This window comes from Sporosarcina gallistercoris (genome assembly GCF_050459885.1).
Classification (GTDB): Bacteria; Bacillota; Bacilli; order Bacillales_A; family Planococcaceae; genus Sporosarcina; species Sporosarcina gallistercoris_A.
Genome location: NZ_JBCMNO010000019.1, coordinates 1 through 16,265 on the forward strand (window position 1 = coordinate 1; position 16,265 = coordinate 16,265).

15 protein-coding genes and 1 other annotated feature are annotated in these 16,265 nt (G+C 44.1%); all 15 genes read left to right on the top strand.

All coding sequences use genetic code 11. From position 1 onward, the window contains the following. Window positions 1-209: 209 nt before the first annotated feature. The 15 genes from mdh to rplT all read left to right on the top strand — a co-directional run bounded on the left by mdh (window position 210) and on the right by rplT (window position 16,258). The gene (gene mdh, locus ABE021_RS11995; protein WP_430288947.1) at window positions 210-1,148 is read left to right on the top strand and encodes a malate dehydrogenase; all 939 of its coding nucleotides are present in this window, start codon (window positions 210-212) and stop codon (window positions 1,146-1,148) included. Window positions 1,149-1,251: 103 nt separating this feature from the next. Continuing rightward, window positions 1,252-1,731 (top strand): MaoC/PaaZ C-terminal domain-containing protein, encoded by a 480-nt coding sequence (locus tag ABE021_RS12000; RefSeq protein WP_430288948.1) that lies wholly within the window; start codon window positions 1,252-1,254, stop codon window positions 1,729-1,731. A gap of 1 nt (window position 1,732) precedes the next feature. Beyond that, entirely contained in the window at window positions 1,733-2,443 is a 711-nt protein-coding gene (locus tag ABE021_RS12005) for a response regulator transcription factor (RefSeq protein ID WP_430288949.1), read from the top strand. Beyond that, entirely contained in the window at window positions 2,440-3,873 is a 1,434-nt protein-coding gene (gene pnpS / locus ABE021_RS12010; protein WP_430288950.1) for a two-component system histidine kinase PnpS, read from the top strand. The genes ABE021_RS12005 and pnpS overlap by 4 nt, the downstream gene beginning before the upstream one ends. 89 nt (window positions 3,874-3,962) lie before the next feature. Further along, complete coding sequence (polA, locus tag ABE021_RS12015) at window positions 3,963-6,590, top strand: DNA polymerase I (RefSeq protein WP_430288951.1); 2,628 nt, start codon at window positions 3,963-3,965, stop codon at window positions 6,588-6,590. Window positions 6,591-6,600: 10 nt separating this feature from the next. Continuing rightward, entirely contained in the window at window positions 6,601-7,473 is an 873-nt protein-coding gene (gene mutM / locus ABE021_RS12020) for a bifunctional DNA-formamidopyrimidine glycosylase/DNA-(apurinic or apyrimidinic site) lyase (protein WP_430289018.1), read from the top strand. Window positions 7,474-7,487: 14 nt separating this feature from the next. Further along, complete coding sequence (gene coaE, locus ABE021_RS12025) at window positions 7,488-8,078, top strand: dephospho-CoA kinase (protein ID WP_430288952.1); 591 nt, start codon at window positions 7,488-7,490, stop codon at window positions 8,076-8,078. A 126-nt stretch (window positions 8,079-8,204) separates the two neighbouring features. Next, entirely contained in the window at window positions 8,205-9,227 is a 1,023-nt protein-coding gene (locus ABE021_RS12030; protein WP_430288954.1) for a glyceraldehyde-3-phosphate dehydrogenase, read from the top strand. A gap of 177 nt (window positions 9,228-9,404) precedes the next feature. Beyond that, a complete protein-coding gene (nrdR, locus tag ABE021_RS12035) occupies window positions 9,405-9,899 on the top strand; it encodes a transcriptional regulator NrdR (RefSeq protein ID WP_430288956.1) in 495 nt (164 codons plus the stop codon). A 15-nt stretch (window positions 9,900-9,914) separates the two neighbouring features. Then, a complete protein-coding gene (locus ABE021_RS12040) occupies window positions 9,915-11,297 on the top strand; it encodes a replication initiation and membrane attachment family protein (protein WP_430288957.1) in 1,383 nt (460 codons plus the stop codon). Further along, the gene (dnaI, locus tag ABE021_RS12045; protein WP_430288958.1) at window positions 11,298-12,251 is read left to right on the top strand and encodes a primosomal protein DnaI; all 954 of its coding nucleotides are present in this window, start codon (window positions 11,298-11,300) and stop codon (window positions 12,249-12,251) included. Between the two features lie 63 nt (window positions 12,252-12,314). Beyond that, window positions 12,315-12,556, top strand: a binding site (T-box leader). 50 nt (window positions 12,557-12,606) lie between these two features. Beyond that, a complete protein-coding gene (thrS, locus tag ABE021_RS12050; protein WP_430288959.1) occupies window positions 12,607-14,538 on the top strand; it encodes a threonine--tRNA ligase in 1,932 nt (643 codons plus the stop codon). A 468-nt stretch (window positions 14,539-15,006) separates the two neighbouring features. Further along, window positions 15,007-15,573 carry a translation initiation factor IF-3 gene (infC, locus tag ABE021_RS12055; protein ID WP_430288960.1) on the top strand — a complete coding sequence of 189 codons (567 nt, stop codon included), beginning with the start codon at window positions 15,007-15,009 and terminating at the stop codon, window positions 15,571-15,573. A gap of 30 nt (window positions 15,574-15,603) precedes the next feature. After that, window positions 15,604-15,804, top strand: a complete 201-nt coding sequence (gene rpmI, locus ABE021_RS12060; protein WP_039043978.1) for a 50S ribosomal protein L35 — start codon at window positions 15,604-15,606, stop codon at window positions 15,802-15,804. A gap of 94 nt (window positions 15,805-15,898) precedes the next feature. Beyond that, window positions 15,899-16,258, top strand: a complete 360-nt coding sequence (gene rplT, locus ABE021_RS12065) for a 50S ribosomal protein L20 (protein ID WP_191689099.1) — start codon at window positions 15,899-15,901, stop codon at window positions 16,256-16,258. Window positions 16,259-16,265 lie beyond the last annotated feature (7 nt).

Below are 16,265 nucleotides of genomic sequence, written 5' to 3' on the forward strand. Positions count from 1 at the left end.
GCTCCTTGCGCTGCGCTTTTGTTTCGCAAAAGCGCAGCGCAAGGAGCACCGATTAGGCGGCCTTAATTTCTGTAAAGTGCACAGAAATAAGGCCAATCGAACTCTTCGTGGTTCGATTTGCTGAGATTGAGCCCGCGGAGAGCGTCCGCCTGCAACGAAAATCAACACCGTTCATTTTTATTAATCCAATTCTGAAAGGGTGTTTTAGTATGTCTATGATTCGTAAAAAGGTTTCTGTTATCGGTTCTGGATTTACGGGAGCTACCACTGCGTTTCTGCTTGCTCAGAAAGAATTGTGTGACGTGGTACTGGTGGACATTCCCGATATGGCGAATTCAACGAAGGGAAAGGCCCTGGATATGTTAGAAGCGAGTCCGATCCAAGGCTTTGATGCTTCGATAATTGGAACGGCTGATTATGCAGATACCAAGGATTCCGACATCGTAATCATTACAGCAGGCATTGCACGTAAGCCTGGGATGAGTCGGGATGACCTTGTTCAGACCAATCAGAAAGTCATGAAGTTTGTAACATCTGAAATCATGAAACACTCTCCTAATACAACGATCCTTGTCTTGACGAACCCAGTTGATGCGATGACGTATACGGTCTATAAGGAGTCCGGGTTGCCAAAAGCGCAAGTGATTGGTCAGTCAGGGGTTCTCGATACGGCGCGTTTCCGGACATTTATTGCGCAAGAATTGAACGTTTCAGTGAAGGACGTATCTGGATTTGTATTAGGTGGGCATGGAGATGATATGGTGCCGCTCGTTCGATATTCAGCAGTTGGAGGCGTCCCGTTGGGGTCGTTAATTTCTACTGAGAGAATCGAAGAAATAGTTGAACGTACTCGTAAAGGCGGCGCTGAAATTGTGAATCTCCTCGGCACTGGATCAGCTTATTATGCACCAGCTGCTTCCCTTGTAGAGATGGCAGAAGCGATCTTGAAAGATCAGAAACGCATTATCCCTGCAATTGCCTATCTGGAAGGCGAATTTGGAATGGACGGGATTTACTTAGGAGTTCCAACGATACTTGGAAAACATGGAATCGAAAAAATTATTGAGCTTGAGTTGACGGATGAAGAGAAACAAGCATTGAGGAAATCAGCAGAATCCGTTAAAGCGGTCATGCAAGTGCTTGCCTGAAAAATTTTGAATCGAGTAGTGACAGTAGACACTACTCGATTTATTTTTGTTTTATGATAAACTTTAAGGAGGAAGGTTAGTACCTAAATAAGGGGGACTTTTTTTGATGCTTGGTAAAAAGAGAAGAGTCGGAAGAGGGATTAATGAGATTAAGCTTGGTGAAAAACTTAAATTGACTGAAAAGATAGAAGACAGAGATCTGCTTCTATACTTAGGATTAACAAACGATCCCAATCCAATCTATATTCAACATGATTTTGCTTCACAGACAGATGTAAAAAAACCGATTGTACCGACACTCATGCTGACTGGCATCATCACTTCGGCTATTTCTAAATACTTACCAGGCCCAGGGTCCTACATTCTTGCTCAACATTTGGAGTTTCCTGTGCCGGTGCATCATTACGAAACTGTAACGATCACATTAGAAGTCCAGGAAGTTCATACCGAAGAGAATAGAATTGACATTTTTGTAAATGCTGTGAATGAAACAGATGACCAAATAATTATTGGAACTGTTAGTGTTGCGGCTCCTGAATTGAAAGAAAAACAACTCACATCACAATCAATGGATAATTTCTGATATGGATACTATTGAAGTGATTTCAACGAAAACGATCTTAATCGTAGAAGATGACCCGTCGATCTGTACATTACTTGACTATAACTTGAAACAAAACGGTTATCAGACTTTGATAGCGACAAACGGCATAGATGCTTTGGAAAAAGCGACGAAAAATAAACCTGATTTGATCGTACTGGATATTATGCTCCCTGGGATGGATGGCATCGATGTCTGCCGGAATCTAAGACAACGTAATATGGAAACACCCATTATTATGTTGACAGCGCGGGGGGACGAAACCGATAAAGTATTAGGTTTGGAGATTGGTGCTGACGATTACATGACCAAGCCGTTCAGCCCACGTGAATTGACTGCACGTGTTAAGGCGGTATTACGCCGTGCTAATGGACCGAAACAACCAAGTGACAGTATTAGTATCAACGGATTAACCGTGTATACTGAGCGCTACCAAACAGAACTGAATGGAGAGCTGCTTGAATTCACACCAAAGGAATTCGAACTTCTTGTCTATCTCATGAAACACAAAAACCGTGTATTATCCCGGGATCAATTGTTATCGGCTGTGTGGAATTATGATTTTAGTGGAGATACTCGGATTGTGGATGTGCACATTAGCCACCTTCGCGATAAAATCGAAGAAGATACGAAAAAACCACGGTCCATAAAAACTGTGCGGGGAATCGGCTATAAATTCGAGGAGTTTTCATGAAAAAAGAAGGCCATTCCCACCGAATCCTACTAACAACTAGTGCTGCACTAGTTGTCTTTTCAATTGTATTGTGGATTGTTATCAGTCAGTTCTTCAATATTATGGATGTAAATTCGGATGCCTCTTTGGAAAGGAAATTTCTTCTGTATTTGACTGTAGTGATACTTCTGTTCTTAATTTTATGTTTGTTTACGGTCTCTCGGGTTATCTATCATTTCACAAAGCCGGTTGACGAATTGACACTCGCAGCAAGAAAGCTTGCAAGTGGGGATTACAAAGCGAGGGTAAGTGTGAGTGAGTTTAAGGATCTTGGGAATTTAGCCGTTTCCATCAACCAGATTGCAAGGAATGGTCAAGAAACTCAAATTGTGAGATCGATGGAAAAGGAACGGCTAAAGACTCTCATTGAGAGTATTGGAAGCAGTTTACTTATGCTTGGCAGAGGGGGAACAGTGAATCTGATGAATGGGGTATTTGCCCAAACATTTAATGCCTCTTCGCCTGATGCGATCGGGAAATCTTATAAAGAAATCGGATTGCCCTTAGCGGTTGAAAAGTTAATTGAAGATGTTTTCCTATCTGAAAAAGTTCACGAACAGCAAATCCGTATTCAGCACGATAAGAAACCGATTGACATGACGGTTTACGGGGCACCCGTTATCGGGCGTCACGGCAATTGGTTAGGGATCATCGTGGTGTTTCACGACATATCCAAAATCATCCGCTTGGAGGAAGTTCGAAAAGACTTCGTCGCAAACGTGTCGCATGAATTGAGGACTCCTGTCACTTCCATCAAAGGGTTTGCTGAAACCTTACTGGATGGAGCACTTTCGGATCCGGAAATTTCCAGGGATTTCATCACGATTATTGAAAAAGAGAGTGGACGGCTGCATTCTCTTGTGACGGATCTGCTGGAGTTGTCAGGAATTGAACAGCATGGATTCACACTGAACTTGTCTCAAGTGGATGCTGCCATTACAATCCAGGAAGCCACACAACTTGTATCTGGGAAGCTTGCTGAAAAACGAATGACGGTGGAGATTGAAGAGATGGGTGAATTAGTGCTGGAAGCTGACAGTGGGCGTCTTATGCAAGTGCTCGTCAACTTACTCATCAATGCAATCACTTATTCCAAACAAGGTACGAAGGTCCGTATCACGGGAAAGAAAGATCAGGATTCAATTGTGATTTCAATAGCGGACGAAGGTATTGGTATTGAAAAGGAAAAGCTGCAAAGAGTGTTTGAACGATTTTACCGTGCCGATTTAGCACGAAGCCGTGAATCAGGCGGTACTGGACTCGGACTCGCCATCGTAAAGCACTTATTGGAAGCACATCACGGCAGTATCTGGGTGGAAAGTGAGTTAGGTGAAGGATCTGTATTCTTCATTAAACTTCCCGTTCGTCAGCATCCGATTTCAAATGAATAGAGAAGGAACCCGTCGTTTTCATTTCATCCTGCCTGCGTGGTAAGATGGAGGGAGACGACGTTTTTTTTATGAAGGAGTGGACGAGATACGTGGCGACTAAAAAAATTGTATTACTTGACGGGAACAGTTTGGCTTACCGTGCATTTTTTGCACTGCCATTATTAACAAACGACAGCGGAATCCATACGAATGCTGTATATGGATTCACGATGATGCTTCAAAACATACTTAAGGAAGAACAGCCGACCCATGTGCTCGTTGCTTGGGATGCAGGGAAAACCACTTTCCGCCATAGTACGTTCAGTGAGTACAAGGGTGGAAGACAAAAAACTCCGCCTGAGCTTTCAGAACAATTTCCTTACTTACGGAAGCTGCTAAACGCATTCAAGATTCCACAATATGAATTGGAGAACTTTGAAGCAGACGATATTATCGGAACACTAAGCCGTACTGCGAGTGAAGAAGCAGCGAAGACCGTTGTGATTTCCGGGGATAAGGACTTGACGCAACTTGCAACGGATTCAACGACTGTCTGCATTACACGCAAAGGGATCACTGATATGGAAATCTATACACCTGCTCATATTGAAGAAAAATATGGAATCAAACCCCTGCAGATCATTGATATGAAAGGACTAATGGGAGACACCTCTGATAATATACCCGGTGTACCAGGAGTCGGTGAAAAGACCGCGCTGAAACTGTTAAAGGAATACGGATCCGTTGAGCACGTATATGAGTCCCTTGACGCAATCAGCGGGAAAAAACTGAAAGAGAATTTAACGAATAACGAAGAACAGGCGTATATGAGTAAGCAGTTGGCCACGATTGAAGTGAATGCGCCGATCACGATCAGTATACAGGATCTGTCATACGACGGACCAGACGAAGAACAACTGACCACTTTGTATAAAGAATTGAAATTCACAACGCTCCTTGAAAAAATGGGTGTAGAAGGCGTGGAGTCTGAACCTGTCGAAGCAATCGAAGTAGAAACAAAGCGCGAGTTGACTGAAGCGGACCTTTCCGATCAGATGGCAGTCCACTTGGAGATGATGGACGATAACTATTTAACGTCTGAACTATTCGGTCTTGCGATGACGAATGGCGAGCACGTTTTCTACGTATCGATGGATGATTTGAAACAGGATGATGTACTGAAAAAGTGGCTTGCTGACCCCGGAACTAAAAAATACACGACGGATGCGAAAGCTCTTTTTGCAGCTTTGGCCGCTAATGACATCGAAATAACAGGAATCGATTTCGACTTAACACTCGCTGCGTATATCGTCAATCCGTCTTTGTCTTTTGATGACGTATCGGAAGCCGCTGCATCTGTAGGCTGGAACGGTATCCAGAAAGACGAAAAAGTCTATGGAAAAGGAGCTAAGAAAGCAGCTCCGGAAACCAAAGAAATTGCACAACATGCAGGAACTAAAGCAGTGGCCGTTTGGAATTTGTTTGAGACCGTTACTGAAAAACTTCGACAGAACGAGCAATACGAACTGTATTATAATTTGGAATTGCCTCTTGCGATCATTCTCGGCAAGATGGAATCCACTGGCGTGAAAACGGATTTGGTTACACTTCAAACGATCGGCACGGAATTGACAAGCCGTCTTGAACATCTGGAAACGACAATTTATGAGTTGGCTGGACAGCCATTTAACATCAATTCCCCAAAACAGCTTGGAATGATTCTTTTTGAGAAGATCGGGTTAACGCCAATCAAAAAAACGAAAACAGGTTACTCCACGGCTGCGGATGTGTTGGAAAAGTTAGCGCCTGAGCACGAGATCATCGAGCACATTCTTTTATTCCGCCAGCTCGGGAAGCTGAAATCCACATATATCGACGGATTATCAAAAGAAATCCATGAAGATGGCAAGATCCATACTCGTTTTCAGCAGGCTTTAACACAAACCGGACGTCTAAGCTCCATCAATCCTAACTTGCAGAACATCCCGATCCGTCTTGAGGAAGGACGAAAGATCCGTGCGGCATTCGTTCCGTCAGAACCGAATTGGATCATGTTCGCGGCGGATTATTCACAAATCGAGTTGCGTGTCCTTGCACACATTTCCCAGGACAAAAAACTGATAGATGCATTTCGTGCAGATGAAGACGTTCATACGAAAACGGCCATGGATGTATTCGGTGTCACGAAAGAAGAAGTGACATCCAACATGCGGCGTGCAGCAAAGGCAGTTAACTTCGGTATCGTATATGGAATTAGTGATTATGGGTTATCACAAAGTCTGGATATCCCAAGGAAGGAAGCTGCTGAGTTTATCGACACCTATTTGGCAAGCTTCCCCGGAGTCAAGCAGTATATGGATGATATTATCATCGATGCAAAGCAACGGGGATTTGTCTCTACACTGATGAATCGTCGTCGTTATCTGCCTGATATTACAAGCTCGAACTTTAACTTACGAGGATTTGCAGAACGTACTGCAATGAATACACCGATTCAAGGGACAGCAGCGGATATTATAAAAAAAGCGATGATCGATATGGACAAACGTTTGGAATCAGAAGGTTTGCAAGCTCGAATGCTGCTGCAAGTGCATGATGAGCTCATATTTGAAGCGCCTGAAGAAGAATTGGAACAACTGAAGAAAATCGTACCTGAAGTGATGGAATCCGCATTGGAACTGGATGTACCCTTAAAAGTGGATTCCGCGTATGGTGCAAGTTGGTACGAGACGAAGTGAGGGGAGCAAGATGCCGGAATTACCGGAAGTAGAAGGAGTTGTCCGTTCGTTAGCACCAGCGGCAAGCGGACGTACAATATGCAATGTGACTGTTTCCGAAACGGTAGCTGCCTCTAAAGCTGCAGGAAAGGAAGCCATTGTAAAAGGACTTTCAATTGATAGATTCTCTGCAGAACTAGCTGGATACACAATCGAAGCCGTTACGAGACGCAGTAAATATATTTATTTTCATCTCATCAAGGATAATGCATGTCGTCTCCTTGTCAGCCATTTAGGGATGACAGGAGCGTGGTTCGTTGTGAATGCAATCTCTGAAATCCGTGAACAAAAGTTTCGTAACCACATACACGCCATCTTTCAGTTTGAAGATGGCGGTCTTCTCGTCTATTCGGACATACGCCGTTTCGGTGAACTCCGCTTGCTGACGTGTGAACAGGATCATCCGCCGCTCACGTTAATGGCTCCTGAACCTTTCGATCCCGGTGCGGAAGAATTTTTCATCGGAAAATCGAATCAAGGTAACTATGCAAAAAAGGCGATCAAAGAAGTGATCATGGATGGTCAAGTCATTTCAGGATGCGGAAATATTTACGCGACAGAAGCGCTGTTCAGGATGCGGATCCATCCGAAGCGATCATCCGGAAGAATTAGTATCCAAAGAAAACGACAGTTATTCCGTGAAATCGTAACTGTATTGGATGAAAGTATTCAAGCGGGTGGGAGTTCGATATCCGATTATCGAAATAGTAACGGGGAAGCGGGTTCCATGCAGAACCGTCTGCAAATGTATGGACGTAAAGTGTGTCCCCGGTGCGGTGCGGAGACTGCTTCCATTCAAATTGCGAACCGCACCTCAACCTACTGCAAAAAATGTCAGCATTGAAAAGGAGCCTTCATATGATCATTGGTCTAACGGGCGGTATTGCGAGTGGTAAAAGTACAGTCGCCAATCTATTGAAAGATCGGGGATATCCCATTGTCGATGCAGATAAGATTGCACGGTTCGTTGTGGAGCCCGGAAGTCATGTGCTTCAGGAAATTTCAACCGTGTTTGGTACTGAAGTCATTTCTGAAGACGGTTCTTTGAATCGTACTGCTTTGGGCAAGCTGATTTTTGGCAATGAGAAGAAGCGGGAACAGCTGAACGCTATTATTCATCCTGCGATCCGGAAAGAACTCATTTCCCAAAAAGAAGCGCATCTGGCGGCAGGAGCGAAAACCGTCATTTTAGATATCCCGTTACTTTTTGAAAACAAGCTGCACGATTATGTAGAAAAGATCCTCGTTGTCTCCGTCACACCCGAAATTCAAAAAGCACGTCTGATGAGCCGTAACCAGTTATCCGAGCAGGAAGCGGATTCAAGGATCGCCGCTCAATTACCCATCAAGATTAAAGAACAAGGCGCAGATGCTGTGATCGATAATAACGGAGATTTGTCCGAAACCGAACGACAAGTAAATGACATAGTGCAAAACTGGCTCATTTGAGTCGGTTCTGAAAAATCAAACATTGTTCAATGTTGCACAAACTCTTTCCTAATGGCAAAAATGTGTTATACTAATTACGATATTTAAGTAAACAGTATAACATCATACATATTGGGAGGACTTTTCATGACAACATCAGTAGCGATTAATGGTTTCGGTCGAATCGGCCGCATGGTATTCAGGCAGTTGATAGTAGAGGATGAGGTGACCGCTATTGCGATCAACGCCCTTTACCCACCCGAAACATTAGCACACTTGATTAAGTATGACACAACCCACGGTACGTTCGATGGCGATGTAGTAATTGAAAAGAATGCATTGCTAGTTAACGGCAAACGAGTAGAACTTGTCGCAGAACGCGATCCATCCAAACTCCCTTGGAAACAGCTTGGCGTTGATATCGTAATTGAAGCAACTGGTGTGTTCAATGCTCGTGACAAAGCAGCTCTTCACCTGGAAGCAGGTGCAAAGAAAGTCATCTTGTCAGCACCGGGTAAAAACGAAGACATCACGATTGTGATGGGTGTCAACGATGAGAAATTAGATATTGAAAAGCACGACGTCATTTCGAATGCGAGTTGTACTACGAATTGTCTGGCACCAGTCGCTAAGATCCTTAATGATGAATTCGGCATCGAGAACGGTCTGATGACGACTGTGCACGCGTATACGAATGATCAAAAGAACTTGGATAATCCTCACAAAGATCTTCGTCGTGCGCGTTCATGCGGCCAATCGATCATACCGACTTCAACTGGAGCTGCCAAAGCATTGTCGCTTGTACTTCCTGAACTTGAAGGCAAAATTCACGGAATGGCGCTTCGAGTTCCAACACCGAACGTATCCCTTGTGGATCTCGTGGTGGACGTGAAGAAAGATGTTACTGCAGAGCAAGTAAACGAAGTGTTCAAGAAAGCGATGGGAGGCTCCATGAAGGGAATCTTAAGCTTGACAATGGAACCGCTCGTTTCAATAGACTTCAATAACACATCTGACTCGGCAATCATTGACGGCTTGTCGACAATGGTCATCGGTGATCGTAAAGTGAAAGTATTGGCTTGGTATGACAACGAATGGGGCTATTCGGCACGCGTTGTAGACTTAACCAAAAAGGTCGCCAAAGAACTTCGTACCAGCGTAAAAGCGTGATTTTCACTTCGAAGACTGTCTTTCTTGCTGCTTGAAAGAGCGCAAGGAACGGCAGTCTTTTTTGTGGAAATGAATCTCGTCTAGAAATTTCCATAAGTGGATCGAGTTATCACGGGTGTTGTGAAAACGGTCTCTCTGTTATACTAGATGAACTACAGAAAACCGGAGGAACGAATTATGAAATGTCCAGCTTGCAGATACAACGGAACGCGTGTTGTCGACTCTAGACCAGCTGAAGAGAACAGCTCGATCCGTAGACGCAGAGAATGCGAGCAATGCAACTATCGGTTTACGACTTTTGAAAAAGTAGAAGAAGCACCACTCATCATATTGAAAAAAGAAGGAACCCGTGAAGAATTCATGGGTGAAAAATTGTTAAGAGGTCTAGTTCGAGCGTGCGAAAAACGGCCTGTTCCTTTGGAAGAATTACAAAATATCGTGGCCTCCATCGAAAAAGAATTGAAAAGCAGGGGCGTCTCTGAAATTGCTTCGCATGACGTTGGAGAAATGGTCATGGAACGGCTCGCAGATGTCGATGAAGTTGCATACGTCCGTTTTTCATCGGTCTACCGAGATTATCAGAACATCACGATGTTCATAGATGAACTGAAGAATTTGCAAAAAGGTCCCCTTCGTGAAAAGAACGGTTCTGAGGGGCCGTCCGAAGAGTAAGGAGGGAAATCGAACATGCTTTATCAAGAACTGCAACCCGTCGATACGTATTCGCTAAAAGTATCAACACCATTTTCTGATTACGATCGTCAACTTCTTACTCTTTTGTACCAACCGTTGACAGGCCCCGAAGCTATGGGGCTATTTGCAACTATGTTGGCGGATGCGGATGTTAGGGAAAGCCGGGAATTCAATCATTATCATTTGATGAATATTTTAACCATGCCTCTCAAGACAATTTTTCAGGCACGCATCTCACTCGAAGCGATTGGCTTATTGCGTACATTCACTAAGACAGAAGGCGGTCATCGCTCATTTGTATATGAATTGCTAGCTCCGCTGGATGCAAAGGACTTTTTCCAAGATCCGTTACTGGCGACGTTTTTGTTCAGTAAAATTGGAGAACAGCCTTACCGCGATCTGCGTGCGCGATTTGCAACAGGACACAGTGACACTTCAGGGTACACGGAAATTTCCAGAACGTTCATGGATGTCTATACACCCGTGAACAGTCATGCGTATGCATTACAAAATGATCAGGAATTATCCATTAGAACCAGGTCGACAGGCGTGCCTTTCGAACAAAGTTTGTTCGATTTCGATTTGTTGATGAGTGGGCTTTCTGAGCAAATGGTTCCGCGTGCTGCATTATCCGGCATATCAAGGGAACTCATTGCAAAGCTCGCTTTCATGTACGCTCTGAATCCTTTGGATATGCAGAAAATCATCATGATAGCACTGGATGAGAATCTGGAAGTTCCCGAAGAGCGGCTCCGAAAAGCTGCAAAGGACTTCTATAAAATGAACATATCAAAAACCCCTCCAAAACTTGAAAAAACTTACAACACGGAAGCTTTACCGCCAGTATATGAAGGACCGCCCACAAAAGACCGCGAACTCATCGCGTACTTCGAAAGTACATCACCTAGAGAGATGCTCTTGCATCTGACAGGAAAAGAACCTATGCCAGTCGATGTCCAGCTCGCTGAAAATCTAGTCAATGGGCATGGGCTGGAAATGAGTGTGGTGAACGTATTATTGCAATATATCCTTTTACGGAATGATATGAAAATCACTACAAGCTTTGCACAGCGCATTGCTTCCCATTGGGCGCTGAAAAAGATTGATACTGCTGAAAAAGCGATGGAAATCGCTAGACAAGAGCACGCTCAATATACAAAATGGATGAGTGAAGGCGGTAAATCCAACAAAGGGACAAGAAAGCCGACTCGGGAAGAACCGCTGCCTGAATGGTTTTATAAAAAAGAGGGTAAAAAAGAAACAATACTACCGGCTGTTTCAGAAAACAAAGATGATAGTGATGAAAAACGTAAAGTGGAAGAAAAACGCAAAGCGTTATTAGCCAAATTAGAATCTATGCGAAACGGGGTGAATTAAATGGAGCGAATCGGAGAAGCTATGAAAAGAGTCATTAACGCGCCTACTCTCGCTGCGCGGTATGATGAGTTAAGAAATGAAGTCCTTGCCAATGAAAAAATCCAGCAATTCATCGAAGAACATGCAGATGAAATTGATAAACAAGTTATTGAGAAGAGTTTGAACAAACTCTATGAGTTTACAACAGCATCTCACGAATGCGACAAGTGTCCAAATCTCTCAGGCTGCATCAATGTCATGAAGGGATTTGAACCGAAGCTGACCTTGAATCAGGGAATCATCGATGTAACTTATATCCGTTGTCCGCGAAAAGAACTGGACGATGAAAAGCGGGCGGTTAATAAGATGCTGAATAGCTTGTATATGCCAAAAGATGTCATGAAAGCGCAACTTATTGACGTGGATACGTATTACGATAATAGCCGTTTGGATATCGTGGAGAAAGCCAGTGAATTCATCTCCCAATATGTGAAGACTGGGGTACCGCCTGAAAAAGGGCTCTATATCCACGGCGAATTCGGTACTGGAAAGTCCTTCATACTAGGCGCACTTGCAAATGAACTGGCTAGTCGCCAAATCCGTACTGTAGTCGTTTACTTACCTGAGTTTTTGCGGGAAATCAAACAGTCCATCCAAGATAACTCCCTCAACGAAAAAATCGAGTTTGTAAAAAAAGCAGCGGTTCTCATGATTGACGATATCGGGGCTGAATCGATGACAGCCTGGGCACGTGACGAAGTGTTAGGAACCATATTGCAATATCGCATGGCAGATCAATTGCCTACATTTTTCACATCAAACTTCACCTTGTCTGAACTGGAGCATCATCTTACGTTTTCTCAGCGAGGTGAAAAAGAACCGATCAAAGCAGCACGTATCATGGAACGTATCAAAATTATGAGTGACCCAGTGTTGTTATCAGGGAAAAATCGCAGGAATCCTGGAAAAGACTGATTGTTTTCCATAATTCCCTTGCATTTCATGCTCATGTTCACTATAATGAGCACTACACGATGATAAAATGCTTTGACAAGGACAATGATTGTTGGAACGGCCTACAGAGAGCAAGGGGTTTGCTGAGAACCTTGCAGGACACGACATCGATCTACCACCTTTGAGCAGCAATAGGGAACCGTAGAGTCCGCTCTCCAGTACCTATTGACGGCACCGGCCCGTTAGCCGCTTGAAGCTTCATCTTTCCGGTTTTTCCGGAATGGAGGAAGAAGGGTGGAACCGCGAGTACAAGTCTCGTCCCTTTATGGGATGGGGCTTTTTTGTGTTCAAAAATAGATAAAGGGAGTGCATTGACATGTCGAATTCAATTCATTTAAAATTTCCGGATGGCGCGGTAAAAGAGTTTCCTGCAGGCACAACAACTGAAGATGTCGCAGCATCCATTAGCCCTGGACTGCGAAAAAGTGCACTTGCAGGCAAGCTGGATGATCAGCTGGTCGATTTGAAAACACCTATTCAACAAGATGGAGAGATTGCAATCATTACTCAACAATCTCCGGAAGCGCTTGAAATTTTGCGTCACAGTACTGCGCACTTATTAGCTCAAGCCGTAAAACGCAAATTCCCGGATGCGAAGCTCGGTATTGGACCGGCAATCGATAATGGATTCTATTATGATATCGATTCGCCGACACCCATCACTGCAGATGATCTTCCTGAACTTGAAAAGGAAATGAAACGCATTATCGGAGAAAACTTGGAAGTGGTCCGCCATGATGTGTCACGTGCTGAGGCGGAACTCCGCTTTAAAGAAATAGATGATGAATACAAATTGGAATTGCTGCAAGCCATTCCAGAAGACGAACAAGTTTCCATTTATGAACAAGGGGAGTTTTTCGACTTATGCCGCGGTGTCCATGTTCCGTATACAGGCAAGCTCAAAGAATTCAAATTACTTAGTATTGCTGGTGCATATTGGCGCGGTAACTCCGATAACAAAATGCTTCAGCGTATTTACGGAACAGCATTCTTCAAAAAAGATGAACTTCAAGCTCACTTGAAAATGCTTGAAGAAGCGAAAGAGCGTGATCACCGTAAAATCGGTAAAGAATTGGATTTGTTCATGAACTCTCAAAAGGTTGGACAAGGACTTCCTCTTTGGCTTCCGAAAGGCGCTACAATACGTCGGGTCATCGAACGATACATCGTCGACAAAGAACAACGTCTTGGTTACGATCACGTATATACACCAGTTTTAGGCAGTGTAGAATTGTATAAAACTTCCGGGCACTGGGATCACTACCAAGATGGCATGTTCCCGGTAATGAGCATGGACAACGAAGATCTAGTATTGCGTCCGATGAACTGTCCGCATCACATGATGATCTACAAAAATGGCATTCACTCATACCGGAACCTTCCGATACGCATAGCGGAACTCGGAACTATGCACCGCTATGAAATGTCGGGAGCGCTATCAGGCCTTCAACGGGTTCGTGGGATGACTTTGAATGATGCGCATATCTTTGTCCGTCCAGACCAGATTAAAGATGAATTCCAACGTACAGTCCAACTCATCATTGACGTATACAAAGACTTCAACATTACTGACTACACGTTCCGTCTCTCATACCGTGATCCTGCGGATACTGAAAAGTACTTCGATGACGACGCGATGTGGGAACGCGCACAACACATGTTGAAGGACGCTATGGACGACATGGGGCTTGACTATACTGAAGCAGACGGAGAAGCGGCATTCTATGGTCCGAAACTCGACGTCCAAGTGAAAACGGCAATCGGAATGGAAGAAACACTCTCCACTGTCCAATTGGACTTCTTACTGCCAGAACGATTCGACCTCACTTATATTGGAGAAGACGGAAAGCAACACCGTCCAGTTGTCATCCACAGAGGCGTCGTATCGACAATGGAACGCTTTGTCGCATTCTTGATCGAAGAATATAAAGGTGCATTCCCAACATGGCTCGCTCCAATCCAAGTGGAAGTCATTCCGGTTTCACCTGAAGCGCACTTCGACTACGCAGACAACGTCCGTGAACAACTTGTAGCTGCTGGATTCCGGGTCGACCTCGATGGCCGCGATGAAAAAATCGGTTACAAAATACGCGAAGCACAAGTCCAAAAAGTACCATACATGCTCGTACTCGGAGACAAAGAAACCGAATCAGGCAACGTCAACGTCCGTAAATACGGAGAACAAAACTCCGAATCCATGAGCTTCCAAGACTTCCTGGAACTCTTGAATAGTGACGTAGCTCATTAATACTTTCTGGTCAAAATTCTTTTTAATGAATATGGGATGTAAACACTATACTGTTGGTTGAAGTGAAAGATGGCGACTCCGGAGGGATCAGCGCAGTTTGAAGACCCCGCAGGGAGCGAAGCGAACCGAGGAGGCTGAAAACAAGCCCCTCGGAAAGCGTCCATCTGTAACGTAAATCAACACAGTGCTATTTATTTCGAATGAAACCCCTTGACACTATCTCTAATCGATGATAAAGTAGATAAGGTTAAAGAATACAGTTTGTGATACAAGAAGGAGCTGCCCGCTTCTCACCTGAACGACGCCGATCGGTAGTTGTTGAGGTTAGCACAGTAGTGAAGCCACGTGTGTGAATACGTGTGCGATTGCGGGTAGACAAATGATCATTTGTCTGCTTTTTTTATTGCCTCATTACCTGAAGGCTCAGAATGCTGAACGGTTTTGCAAGCTGTTCCGAATCGGGGCAGAATGCTCAAACAGGTGTATTCACGAGATATTATTCGGAGGTGGATTACGATTAGCAAAGATATGTATGTGAACGAAGGAATTCGTGCCCGTGAACTTAGACTTATCGACCACAATGGAGATCAGCTGGGCATTAAAACCCGTACTGAAGCACTTGAAATTGCTGCTCGTGCTAACTTGGACGTCGTCCTGGTAGCACCGACAGCTAAACCTCCTGTAGCCCGTATTATGGACTATGGAAAGTTTAAATTCGAGCAACAGAAGAAAGAACGGGAAGTCCGGAAGAATCAAAAGATCATCCAAGTTAAAGAAGTCCGATTAAGTCCGACGATCGATGAACACGATTTTCAGACAAAGCTTCGTAACGGAATCAAATTCCTTGAAGCAGGCGACAAAGTGAAAGCATCCATCCGTTTCCGCGGACGTGCGATTACTCACAAAGAAATTGGTCAGCGCGTTCTTGACAAGTTTGCAGAAGCTTGTAAAGAAGTTGGAACAGTTGAGGTCCGCCCTAAGATGGAAGGACGCAGCATGTTCTTGATGCTTGCACCAATAGCAGAGAAAAAGTAAGCTGAACAAACGATTTAGGAGGAACAGATCATGCCAAAAATGAAAACACACCGCGGTTCCGCGAAACGTTTCAAAAAAACAGGAAGCGGCAAGTTGAAGCGCGGACGCGCTAAAACAAGCCACCTTTTTGCTAACAAGTCGACTAAAGCAAAACGTCACTTGCGCAAATCTTCACTAGTTTCTTCTGGCGATTTCAAGCGTATTCGTCAGATGCTTACTTACATGAAGTAATAGCATCAGCCCGGTTAGCTGATCACTATTGATAGCAAACCCATTGAATTCAAATCTAATATATTCTTACAGGAATAGCAGGAGGTAATGAACTATGCCACGCGTAAAAGGTGGAACAGTGACGCGCAAGCGTCGTAATCGAGTATTGAAATTAGCAAAAGGGTATTTTGGTTCTAAACACCGTCTCTACCGAGTAGCAAACCAACAAGTCATGAAGTCATTGAACTATGCTTATCGTGACCGTCGCCAGAAGAAACGGGATTTCCGCAGACTTTGGATCACACGTATCAACGCGGCAGCTCGTGTAAATGGTATGTCTTACAGCACACTTATGCACGGTCTTAAAGTTGCTGGCATTGATGTAAACCGTAAAATGCTTGCTGATCTTGCAGTGACAGATGCAGCTGCATTTGCTCAATTTGCTGAGACAGCAAAGAAATCACTTGCTAAATAATTGATTT